The following is an 11809-nucleotide window of genomic DNA, read 5'->3' as shown; positions in this document are numbered from 1 at the left end:
TTTAACCTAGAATGACTAGGCGTCAAAAATTTCACTGCATATTGCCTAAAAAATAGTGACTGCCAGCACCACATTTGAATGTTCAACAGACCCTAATGCTTATCCTGCTTTTGCACTACCATTAAAATACAGTGCTATAAAAACTCTCGTAATATTTGATTGAGATAACGCTGTCCTAATATAGTTGGCTGTAATCGCTCAGCACTGTCTGTCAATAAACCTTGAGCCACGAGCTTGTCTACTGATGGTGCAATACTATTAGCACTTAGTCCTGTTCTTTCTTGAAACAATGACCAAGCAACCCCGCCATGTAAGCGCAGTGCATTTAGCATAAACTCACTGACCAACTCATCACTGTCAATTTCTTGCCAGCCCACCATCTTAGGTGCGTTTTGGCTGACAGTAGATTGCTTATTAGCAGCCAAATGCCCTACATAATCCTTAGGCAATCGCGACTTACTAAAACGATAAATGCCAGACTGTATTAACAACTCACTCTTTAACGTTTTATTCGTTTCTGCTGTTTCGCTAGCTTTGTGATGCATCGTCGCCTTATGACTAACTGTCACTTTGCCATGCGCACCAGCCCCAATGGCCAAATAATCCCCAAATTGCCAATAATTGACATTATGACGACACGGCTGATCGGATGCGCCTGCCCAAGCGGACACTTCATAATTGTTGTAGCCCAATTGCTGCAATAGCGCTTGACCTGCTTGTTCAATATCTGCCAAATTGTCTTCGTCTGGCAAAATAGGCTGACTACGATAAAACACGGTATTGGGCTCAATCGTCAGCTGATACCAAGAGATGTGTGTCGCCCCTGCATCGTGCGCCATTTGAATATCATCCAACGCTTCGCTCATCGTTTGTTGTGGCAACCCATGCATCAAATCGACATTGACGCGCTCAAAACCAGCAGCGCGTGCAGCGTGAATGGCAGACAGTGCTTGAGCAGGATCGTGTATGCGTCCAAGCGTGGTCAACTTATCAGCAGCAAAGCTTTGTACACCAATTGACAGACGATTGATACCAACATCTAGGTATTGAGCAAAGGGCGCATGCTCTAGCGTGCCAGGATTGGCTTCCATGGTCACTTCTATATCATCAGCGAATGTAAAGGTATTGCGTAAGCTAGCGAATAGTCGTCGATACTGTGCAATCGGTAATAGCGATGGCGTGCCTCCGCCGATAAATATTGAACTAATCTCGCGCCCTTGTGCTAGTGATTGCTGCATGTTTGCATCTAGCAGCAATGCATCTACGTATTCGTCATACATCGATATCTGACTGTCTATCGGTAACTCATGCGAGTTAAAGTCACAGTAAGGGCATTTTTTTACACACCACGGTATATGAATATATAACGCTAGTGGAATGGTACTCACCTCTATTACGCCCGCATTATCATTATTGAAGGCATTAATATCAGTTGAACCGTGAACAGATTGAATATTTGACATAAAGGGATTTATCTATAAATGCGTTGCTGCTGTCATTAGCAGAAAGTAGCGCTAGGATAACGCCTAAATTCAGTAAAAAAAAGACTCTCTTAAAGAAAATCCCTGCAATAACAAAACCAGTAACAAACACTCATGTTAACTACATCCACTTATTGGCAAAATAGCTACTACTAAAGCTACTATCATCGGTTAACGGCTGGTAAATATTCAACACCCCCTAACAAAACTATAATAATTAACAGGATAAAAATATGGCTTACTGGTTGATGAAATCTAATCCAAAGTTTTTTGGTATTAAGGATTTGCAGCGTTTAAAAACGGATCGTTGGGATGGCGTACGTAATTATCGTGCGCGCAACTTTATGCGCGATGACATGAAAGTCGGTGACCAAGTAATTTTTTATCATTCTAGCGCCAAACCATCAGGCGTGGCTGGCATCATGACGATTAGCAAAGCGGGCTACCCTGATCCCACCCAGTTCCATCCTGAACACCGTCACTACGATCCTATTGCAACCGAAGATGAGCCACGCTGGTATATGGTAGACGTCAAATTTGAGCAGGCCTTTACTGATGTCATACCACTCCTAGATCTTAAGTTTTTGCCCGCGCTTGAAGATTCATTGTTACTCAGAAAAGGCTGTCAGCAGTTGACGGTCATTCCGCTAGAGCCAAAGCATTGGCAAGCGATTATAGATATGGCAGAGACGCTGGATCTCATATAAAAGTTCATACTTTTCTTTTTTTATATTTCTTTATAGTTGTCTTGTATCCATCATCATTGCGAGCCTCTGAAACATTGACATTATAGCCCAGCTTCTTTACCATCTTATTTATTTATGACCTGTCAATCCACCCTTTGGATCGACGGGTTATTTTTATTTTAGTGCCGTCACTTTTTTTCATACTCTATTTATCTACTTAGGCAACATTATAGGCTTGCTCATATTATTTATCGGAGTATTATCGTCGGCACTATTCTCATCTCATTGTTTCGTTTTATCTCCCTGTCTCGCTATTAGGGTCTGTTGAACATTCAAATGTGGTGCTGGCAGTCACTATTTTTTAGACAATATGCAGTGAAATTTTTGATGCCTAGTCATTCTAGGTGAAACAATTTCGCCATGTATTGGCAAAAAATAGTACTGCCCTGAAGGGCTGATGCTAAAATCACCCCAAACGTTGTTGCAAGCCTAGCTAAGGTCTCGACATTATCGTCGACTTGCGCCTAGTTTGGTGCAATTTTAGCAATCAGCAGCCCTAATATTTGAATGTTCAACAGACCCTAGTTTATTGATGGCAGGTTTTGCTCGTTCCTAATAAATACCGTAAAGAATAAAAAGTTGCTCACTATGGTTTTCCCATTATCCTTTAGAGATTTTAAAAGCTACAGCTTACGTTTAGGTGTGCTCGCACTACCTATCTTGATTACCCAATTTTGCCAAGCGGCACTTGGCGTAGTCGATGCTATTATGGCAGGTCAAGTCTCTGCGCTCGATTTGGCTGCCGTTGCCGTTGGTTCTGGTATTTGGCTGCCATTATTTTTATTAGCCACTGGTATTTTGATTGCTACCACACCGCTCATTGGTGAGGCAATTGGTCAAAACAAGCATGACCAAGTACCTCATATCACGCAGCAATCCTTATGGACTGCTGGTGTCATTGGTATTATTGGCTTTATTGTGGTTAATTTGGCCCCAAACGTACTTGGAATCATGGGGGTGCCTGAAAACATCCAGCCAATCGCTACGCAATATTTACATGGTGTCTCGTTTGGTTTCCCTGCACTGGCTGTCTATGCCGTCCTACGTAGTTATTGCGAAGCCCTTGGACGACCTGAGCCCGTCACCGTCATTAGTATCATTGGTCTATTGGCAGATATTCCGCTTAACTATATTTTTATTCATGGTTTATTCGGTATGCCTGAGATGGGCGGCGCAGGCTGCGGTGTCGCGACGGCCTTAGTATTATGGATAAATGTATTACTACTTGCTGCTTATACCAGCTTCACTAAACGACAGCAGTTTGCCAGCACACGGTTCTTTTATGGCTTTGCCAGTCCCAATCGTGAACAGATCAAAAAACTGCTGAAATTGGGTATTCCAATTGGTATCTCGATATTTTTTGAAGCAAGCCTATTTAGCTTAGGTGCCCTAGTTATCAGTCCCTTAGGTGAGATAGCAACAGCATCGCATCAAGTAGCATTGGCGGTAACCTCGCAGCTATTTATGATACCCATATCAGTCGCCATGGCGCTGACTATTATGATATCCAATCGCTTCGGCGAAAAAAACCTACTGGCATTACGACAAGTACAAGCCACAGGGCTGATTTGGACCGTATTGATTGCATTGACTTGTATGCTTGGCATATGGCTGTTTAGACCACAACTGGCAGCAGCATTTACTGACAATCCAGTGGTCAGAGCACAAGCCATGCACTTGCTCATCTTTGCACTTGCTTATCAGTTATTTGATGGCTGGCAAGTCAACATTGCTGGTATATTGCGCGGCATGCAAGACACGACCATACCAATGTGGGTCACGCTCTTCTGCTATTGGTTAGTCGCTCTACCGCTCGGTATTTACTTGGTGCGTTTCACTGACGTTGGTGCCCAAGGGTTTTGGATGGCATTAATCACAGGGTTGTTTTTATCGTCTATTCTACTGACTCTGCGACTGCGCTATCAACAGAGACGCTTAACGGCGAAGTGGGCCTAGCGGCCTATCTAAACCATATTTATCTAACATATAGTTGATCCAAACAATTTCGATACAAGGAAGCCGCGTGCAAGCTATACATTAGTATGGTTAGTGAGGATGACGATGTAGCGGATTTATATGGATTTGACTATAGTATCTCGTAACCATCACTGGCGCTATATGGTCACATAGACTATGATAAATCATTGAGCATTTCTTACGCATAACATATGCATACGTCATAATATGTAAAAAATCTCAGTTAACAACTGTACATCGATTGCTCATTGACGTGAATATAGGTATCATTAGCAATTATCTGCACAATATTTAGTTACACTATTTCTCGAATTTAGTACAAGGCAAAATTAAAACTATGGATATTGAAAAAATACGCACTCTGATCGCACTCATGGAAGAAAGTGAACTGGTTAATTTGGAAATCAGCTCAGACGACGAACACATTAGTTTGACTCGTCACTATGATGCCCCTGCACCAACGATGATGGCTGCTCCTACTGCGAGCGCGGCTCCCATTGCTGCCGAAGCAAAACCTGCGGTAAAAGCCGGTAGCGTTGAGACATCACCAATGGTTGGCGTTTACTATTCAGCGCCTAGCCCTAATGACCCACCTTTCATCAAGGTTGGACAAAAGGTACAGGCTGGTGACACGCTCGGTATCATTGAAGCCATGAAAATCATGAATCCGCTTGAGGCAACCCAAAGTGGCGTCATTGACGAAATCTTAGTCGATAACTCTGAAGTAGTACAGTTTGGCCAACCTATCGTACGCTACAAAGCATAACGATAACTTTCGCCATACTTTATCTCATTATGATTGAGACCTCGTTACCATTTGGCATCTGAGTTTGGGTTATAGTGCATTAACTATAATAGCTTAGCGTCACGATGCCAAAATAGCGACTCTATCAATGACTGCCGCTTCGACAAGGATGACCCCATGATAAAAAAACTGCTCATCGCCAATAGAGGTGAGATTGCCCTACGTATCGTTCGAGCTTGTAAAGCGCTTGGCATAGAGACTGTCGGTGTCTATTCCACGGCTGATGCCAACTTGATGCACTTGCGTTTTGTTGATGAGGCAATCTGTATTGGCAAACCTAATGCCAATCAAAGCTATCTTGATATCAATACTATTCTAACCGCTGCTGAAATCACTGGTGCCGATGCCATTCATCCTGGCTATGGTTTTTTATCAGAGAATGCTGAATTCGCTGAACAAGTTGAAGAAGCTGGTTTGACCTTTGTTGGTCCTAATGCTGATCATATCCGCTTAATGGGCAATAAAGTTTCTGCTATTAATGCTATGAAAAAAGCGGGTGTACCTACCGTACCTGGTTCTGTTGGTGCTGTGACACTACATAACGCTGAAGAACAAGCGCGCAATATCGGCTTTCCACTATTGATCAAAGCAGCTTCTGGCGGCGGTGGTCGTGGTATGCGTGTCGTTGAGCGCTTCGAAGAAGTGATCGGACAAGTACAAGCCGCCAAACAAGAAGCTGAGCTATGGTTTGGTGATGATACGGTCTATATGGAGCGCTATCTACAAAACCCGCGCCACGTAGAAGTACAGGTACTTGGTGACGGTAACGGTAACGCTATCCATCTATATGACCGTGATTGCTCATTACAGCGTCGCCATCAAAAAGTGCTAGAAGAAGCGCCTGCACCAGATATCCCTGACGACGTACGCGAGCCTATTTTAAGAGCCTGTGTTAAAGCATGCGAGCTCGTGAAATATCGTGGAGCAGGTACGTTCGAATTTTTATTTGAAAACAACGAGTTCTTCTTTATTGAAATGAATACTCGTGTACAGGTTGAACATCCTGTGACTGAAATGATTACTGGCATTGATGTGGTCGTTGAGCAGCTTAAGATTGCAGCTGGTTATGGCTTGTCTTATCGTCAAAGCGAAATTGAAATCCAAGGCCATGCGATTGAATGTCGTATCAATGCTGAAGATGCTGCGACCTTTGTTCCTTGCCCTGGCACCGTTAGTCAATTGTTTGCGCCAAGTGGATCAGGTGTGCGTTTTGACTCGCACCTATACCCTGGATATGAGATACCGACCTATTATGATTCATTGATCGGTAAGCTTATTTGCCATGGCCAAACACGTCAGCAAGCGATATCTAAAACGTTGCATGCACTCGATGAATTAGTGATTGAAGGTATCAAAACCAATATACCGCTACATCGTGATGTGATTTTGGCAGATGATAACTTTGTTCATGAAGCGCAAAATATTCATTATCTCGAAAGAGAGCTTTTGACTGCGAACAAAGAAAAAGCCAAGTCATAAGTTATTCAACTGGCTCAGAACCTAAAAAAACGCTATCTAAATAGATAGCGGTTTTTTTATTTGTATAAGTAATAGATTTAGGTAAAGTGCTTGATGCTAGATAGCTATATGATGATGCATATAGCCATATGTAGAAATCGATGAGCGGTGATCGATGATAAATACCTGACCTCTATGGCAACACCTTATGAAAATTCATAAAACATTCCTTTCCTTCAGGATCTGCACACCACTGCATCTGATTGCCATCGTGATTCAAAAAAGCAATCAAGGCTTCGCCAGTCTGGTCAACTTGATTACCAGAGCAGTCTATTTCATTATTATCAGAGACCGTTCTAATAGCAATGACTGGTAGCCCCTCCTCTCGGTGCGTGACCAAATAACGACTGTAAGTTCGCTCTTTACCGCTCACTGCCCACATCTCATTGTCAGCCCCAAAATTATACAACTCGCGGCACTGATTTGGCTTTTTCGCAGATGTGCTCAATGTTGTATTCATATTAGGCTTGATATCAAAAACACGATTTTCACTTTGTGAGAAAATACCGCCCTCTATACTAGCCATTGCTTTAGGCTCGGTACTCTCTGCCTGTTGGGGAGATTTCAGCGTGTCTTTCTCCGCTTTGGCTTCTTTTGTCATCGTAATTGGACTATCTAAGTCGATCTCCCATTGTCCTGCAATAGCTGGACTAATATGGGTAGTAATGGTCGGCTTAGTGATAATTTCACCATTCGCTGGCACTGAAGCCAGAATAGATGCCAATGTCACTGAAGCAAAGGATAGAGGTTCCATGATTAACCTTATGTTTATATTAATATAATAATAGGTACTATATACATTAGCGTAAGTCTTAGACACCAAAAACACAAGTAATATTATGCTATTGGTCTTAGCACGCTAAGCAGCTCAAATATAGACTGTGTTGCGGTAGCACGCTCTAAAATGGCTTTTCTTTTTCTTATGCAAAAAAATAACACCATCACTTCACTTGCTATAAATAAGCAAGAAGCGATGATGTTATCTTAAACTTAATGCTTTTTAGTATTAAGCAGTAGTCACAGTGCCAAGTGCTTGAGCAAAGGCTGATAATGCACCTTTTAGCATGGCTGACACAGTGCTACTACAAGTACCGATACCTGAGTAAACCTCACCATCGACATTTAGCTGAATATAAGCCGCTGCGTTGGCATTGGTTTTGTTATCACGATTGGTGTCATCGTCGATGCCATCACCGCTATTGTGCTGCGGATTGATCGCATGTTCAGCATAATTGATAACATGTATCGACTTGCCTGTATGCTGAGCAAGACCATCGATGAATGATGACAATGGACCGTTACCCGTACCATCAATATTAATGGTTTCGCCATTCATTTGTACTTGACCGTCAAAGCACACTTCACCCGCTTTATTATTGACACTATAATCTAATAGCTCAAACTCACCTTGCTGTAGATAGGTGTTTTCAAAGGTCTGTAAAATCTCATCATTTTGCAATTCACGTGCTGCACTTTCAGCTTGCTTTTGCACCACACCGCTAAAGTCGATTTGCATCCAACGCGGTAAGTTAAAGCCATAATTACGCTGCAAGATATAAGCGACACCGCCTTTGCCCGACTGACTGTTGATACGCACAACGTCTTGATAGCTACGACCAATATGCGCCGGATCAATCGGTAAATAAGCCACATCCCACACGTTGTCTGTTTCGTCTTGATGCTTTTCATTATAGTCGAGAGATTTTTTGATGGCATCTTGATGCGAGCCACTGAAAGCGGTAAATACTAGCTCACCGACATAAGGATGACGCGGATGCAAAGGCAAATTATTACATTCGCTAACGACCTGAACGATTTCACTCATATTACTGAAATCAAGATCCGGATCGATGCCTTGGCTAAACAAGTTCATTGCCATGACCATAATATCCATGTTACCGGTACGCTCGCCATTACCCAATAACGTCCCTTCGATGCGATCCGCACCAGCCAATACACCAAGCTCAGCAGCAGCAACCGCACAGCCACGGTCATTATGCGTATGCAAACTAACAATCACATGCTCACGCTGGGCAAGATGACGGCAAAAATACTCAACTTGATCAGCGAAGACGTTAGGCATAGACGCTTCAACCGTCGCTGGTAAGTTAAAGATTACTTCCTGCCCATGTTGTGGTTGCCATACTTCACAGACTGCATCACAGACTTCTACTGCATATTCAGTCTCTGTTTGGCTAAAACTTTCTGGTGAATACTGAAAAACCCATTCTGTCTCAGGATATTTCGCGGCATATTGCTGCAATAGCTTGGCACCCGTAATAGCAATTTCTTTAATCTCGGCTTTGTCTTTGCCATAGACTTTTTCACGTTGAATACGGCATGTTGAGTTATACACGTGGACAACAGCACGCTTTACACCTTTTAATGATTCAAAGGTACGAGCAATCAAATGCTCACGAGCTTGTACCAAAACCTGCAAAGTCACATCGTCAGGCACATGGTTTTCTTCGATAAGTTTACGAGCAAAATCGAACTCAACTTGCGCAGCTGATGGAAAACCAATTTCAATCTCTTTAAAACCTACATCGACTAGGGTTTCAAAAAAACGCATTTTTTGTTCGATAGTCATCGGATCAATCAGTGCTTGGTTACCATCACGCAGATCCACACTTGCCCATATCGGTGATTTCTCAATTGTTTTGCTCGGCCAAGTACGATCTGGCAACGATGGTACAAATGCAAATGGACGATATTTTTTATAATCAAACGCGGCATTTTTGGGTGTAACCTTTGCAGTCGTAGCGGCTACAGTGCGTGTGGCTTGGTCAGACATAATCAATCCTTAGAAAGTATGGGAATTTATATTTTAGCTAAATGGCTGATGACTAGGTCAATCTTTCTCATAGGAGATAACCAATGTTTATGTCATTATAATATCAAAGTTTGCAAGATAGAAATCGGCTTTATTTTATTAAATTTTAGGTTTTTTTAGTGGAAAAGTTTACATTGATAAGTATAATTAAATGAATTCACTAATAAGGTCATAAATTATGCCAAGTAGCCCTTTTGATAGCACCTCTTTGGCCGATATAGATGAGACTGATAGACAGTTATTACGCTTGTTACAGACTCAGGCACGCATGAGCATCACAGAGCTTGCTGAGCACGTGAACCTTTCAGCCACCCCTTGTGCTCGCCGTATTAAACGCTTAGAAGATGCTGGCGTTATCACTGGCTATTACACCAAAACGGATGCGCAAAAGCTTGGCTACCCGCTGGCCGTATTCATTGCGATTAGTATGGATCGTCATACTGCCGAGCGTTTTGAACAGTTTGAATCCAAAATACAGAGCTTCGATGAAGTCATTAGCTGCAGTATTGTCACAGGACGTTCCGAAGACTATCTCATCAAAGTCAGAGTACGTGACATGGCGCATTACGAGGAGTTTTTATTGCACAGATTGAATCGTATCGAAGGTGTCGCGCAAGTACATACCAGTTTTGAGTTACGAGAAGTGTTCAGTCGTAGCGTGGTGTAAACAACTACTGCTAAATGTGTGAGTGAGTACACCAAGTACAGGAAAGAGAAGCTTTTAGAGGGCTTAATCATGACAGAGCCATTTTTTGGCAATGAATATAATCCTCTGTCGGCAATGAGCATAGCCCTCTGTATCAGAGTATGCAAATGATATTGGACGTATTGAGAGCACAGCGGTTGTATAGAATTGAGCAATGCCTGTCGATGACATTCTATACAACCTCTCATTAAAAGCGACAACATATTAAATAGTATAGTCGATTCAATTTAAAAGTAGTACAAGGCAACCGAGTGTCGATGTATATGTGATACTTCAAGCGAGGTTAACGCTGTAATACTTTTATAGTGGAATGACTATATTCAATATAGCTGGTGAGGTTACATCCTTTTAATAGCGTCTAATACTACTTACTTTTATGCTTGCCCTAGCATTTGTACGCGCTGATCGCTAAACATGTCCATATCCGGTGCAAGCGTACGCATAAACCGATCAAAATATAGCATCTGCTTGGTCAACAAAGCAAAGTCACGTGGGAAATGAATACCATGACGCTTACCTACTTCCACAATCTCAAGCATCATTTGATTGAGCTCATCGGCTTGTTCTTTACTATTAAAAGGTACGCCGCTCGTAAAGGCTCTGTCCTCTGCCATGATGGTCTTCATCATACGCTGTAAATCATTACCCAGTGCCACCACATCGACCTGATTGCCACCATGCGTCATCTCCATATCAATCATATGACGCGCCATTGCTTGATAGTCACTGTCTTGCATGGCTTGCATCATGCCCATACACGCCCGCCAGCTTTCTGCTTTTAGCTTACCTACGATACCAAAGTCTAAAAATCCAATGCGGCCGTCAGTCAATAACATCAAATTTCCCGCATGTAAATCCGCATGAAAACTGTTGCACAGCATCAGACTGGCAAACCATGTGTTCAACGTATCTGCCATAACTTGTGCAGGGTCCGCACAGTACTGACGCATGAGTGATTCATCGACCATAGAGACACCATACAAGCGACTCATGGTCAGGACACGCTTAGTGGTCAACGCTTCATATACGGTCGGAGCTACCACACGAGTATTGCCTGACACGGCTAAAAACTGCTGAAAATCACGGATATTCTGCGCTTCAGCGATAAAATCTGTCTCTGCTAACATACGCAGACGAATCTCATCGATAATTGGCGCAATACTAGCAAACTTCATTGACGGCATAAGGATTTCAAGTAATTTGGTCACGCCGTGCAATACGCCCAAATCCGTCTGCATAATGGTTTCAACGTCAGGCTTTTGCACCTTTAACACCACTTCATCGCCATTGTGCAAGCGTGCAGCATGCACTTGGGCAATAGACGCTGAAGCCAATGGCTCTGAGTCGATATAGGCAAACTTGTCATCCAGTGTCATGCCGTCAACCGCCAATTCCTCTGTCAAAACCTGCTCGATATAAGCATAAGACAATGGCGTGGTTTGATCTAGGCAGCTTTGAAAAGCTTTTACGTATTCGCGTGGAAATAAAGACGGTGTGCTAGCGATGAACTGACCAATCTTGATATAAGTCGTACCTAATTGCTCAAATGTTTCTTTTAATAGCATCGCGTCGGGCTTTTCCCCTCTCGCGACTCTGAGCGCTGACAGACCAGCGACACTCGCTGTTTGGCGAACACGATTGACAACATTGAACGTATGTTTTAATAAATGTGGACGGTGAATTTTCATAAGAAACAACTATGGTCATAAAAAGGATGTGGGAAAATAGACGGTAATATATGCA

General features: G+C 42.7%; 9 protein-coding genes. 5 read left to right on the top strand and 4 right to left on the bottom strand.

Features of this window, described 5'->3' with window-relative positions; genetic code table 11:
- Positions 1–134: 134 nt before the first annotated feature.
- Positions 135–1463, bottom strand: a complete 1329-nt coding sequence (gene hemW / locus ACZW67_RS05625) for a radical SAM family heme chaperone HemW (RefSeq protein WP_465182475.1) — start codon at positions 1461–1463, stop codon at positions 135–137.
- Positions 1464–1714: 251 nt separating this feature from the next.
- Here hemW and ACZW67_RS05620 point away from each other — a divergent pair, with 251 nt between their 5' ends.
- The 4 genes from ACZW67_RS05620 to accC all read left to right on the top strand — a co-directional run bounded on the left by ACZW67_RS05620 (position 1715) and on the right by accC (position 6488).
- Positions 1715–2188 (top strand): EVE domain-containing protein, encoded by a 474-nt coding sequence (locus ACZW67_RS05620; protein WP_465182474.1) that lies wholly within the window; start codon positions 1715–1717, stop codon positions 2186–2188.
- A gap of 627 nt (positions 2189–2815) precedes the next feature.
- A complete protein-coding gene (locus ACZW67_RS05615; RefSeq protein ID WP_110922930.1) occupies positions 2816–4183 on the top strand; it encodes an MATE family efflux transporter in 1368 nt (455 codons plus the stop codon).
- Positions 4184–4541: 358 nt separating this feature from the next.
- Positions 4542–4970, top strand: a complete 429-nt coding sequence (gene accB, locus ACZW67_RS05610; protein ID WP_110922931.1) for an acetyl-CoA carboxylase biotin carboxyl carrier protein — start codon at positions 4542–4544, stop codon at positions 4968–4970.
- A gap of 156 nt (positions 4971–5126) precedes the next feature.
- Positions 5127–6488, top strand: a complete 1362-nt coding sequence (gene accC / locus ACZW67_RS05605; RefSeq protein WP_110922932.1) for an acetyl-CoA carboxylase biotin carboxylase subunit — start codon at positions 5127–5129, stop codon at positions 6486–6488.
- A 172-nt stretch (positions 6489–6660) separates the two neighbouring features.
- Here accC and ACZW67_RS05600 read toward each other — a convergent pair whose 3' ends face one another.
- Together ACZW67_RS05600 and leuA are read right to left on the bottom strand one after the other, a co-directional pair.
- Positions 6661–7281 (bottom strand): hypothetical protein, encoded by a 621-nt coding sequence (locus ACZW67_RS05600; RefSeq protein ID WP_465182473.1) that lies wholly within the window; start codon positions 7279–7281, stop codon positions 6661–6663.
- A 252-nt stretch (positions 7282–7533) separates the two neighbouring features.
- Entirely contained in the window at positions 7534–9321 is a 1788-nt protein-coding gene (leuA, locus tag ACZW67_RS05595) for a 2-isopropylmalate synthase (RefSeq protein ID WP_465182472.1), read from the bottom strand.
- Between the two features lie 217 nt (positions 9322–9538).
- On the opposite strand from leuA, the gene ACZW67_RS05590 reads away from it, so the two are divergent.
- Entirely contained in the window at positions 9539–10027 is a 489-nt protein-coding gene (locus ACZW67_RS05590; protein WP_110922935.1) for an Lrp/AsnC family transcriptional regulator, read from the top strand.
- A 413-nt stretch (positions 10028–10440) separates the two neighbouring features.
- Here ACZW67_RS05590 and ACZW67_RS05585 read toward each other — a convergent pair whose 3' ends face one another.
- Positions 10441–11754 (bottom strand): ABC1 kinase family protein, encoded by a 1314-nt coding sequence (locus tag ACZW67_RS05585; RefSeq protein ID WP_465182471.1) that lies wholly within the window; start codon positions 11752–11754, stop codon positions 10441–10443.
- Positions 11755–11809 lie beyond the last annotated feature (55 nt).

It is taken from the genome of Psychrobacter sp. TPE 89C (assembly GCF_055522395.1).
The sequence above is the reverse complement of the archived record's forward strand: the minus strand, read 5'-3'. Positions and strand labels throughout refer to the sequence as shown.

What these genes read in the sequence shown, in the direction of transcription:
- ACZW67_RS05585 (WP_465182471.1), bottom strand. Translation starts at nt 11,754, where the DNA reads ATGAAAATTCACCGTCCACATTTATTAAAACATACGTTCAATGTTGTC.
- leuA (WP_465182472.1), bottom strand. Translation starts at nt 9,321, where the DNA reads ATGTCTGACCAAGCCACACGCACTGTAGCCGCTACGACTGCAAAGGTT.
- ACZW67_RS05620 (WP_465182474.1), top strand. Translation starts at nt 1,715, where the DNA reads ATGGCTTACTGGTTGATGAAATCTAATCCAAAGTTTTTTGGTATTAAG.
- accC (WP_110922932.1), top strand. Translation starts at nt 5,127, where the DNA reads ATGATAAAAAAACTGCTCATCGCCAATAGAGGTGAGATTGCCCTACGT.
- ACZW67_RS05615 (WP_110922930.1), top strand. Translation starts at nt 2,816, where the DNA reads ATGGTTTTCCCATTATCCTTTAGAGATTTTAAAAGCTACAGCTTACGT.
- ACZW67_RS05600 (WP_465182473.1), bottom strand. Translation starts at nt 7,281, where the DNA reads ATGGAACCTCTATCCTTTGCTTCAGTGACATTGGCATCTATTCTGGCT.
- accB (WP_110922931.1), top strand. Translation starts at nt 4,542, where the DNA reads ATGGATATTGAAAAAATACGCACTCTGATCGCACTCATGGAAGAAAGT.
- hemW (WP_465182475.1), bottom strand. Translation starts at nt 1,463, where the DNA reads ATGTCAAATATTCAATCTGTTCACGGTTCAACTGATATTAATGCCTTC.
- ACZW67_RS05590 (WP_110922935.1), top strand. Translation starts at nt 9,539, where the DNA reads ATGCCAAGTAGCCCTTTTGATAGCACCTCTTTGGCCGATATAGATGAG.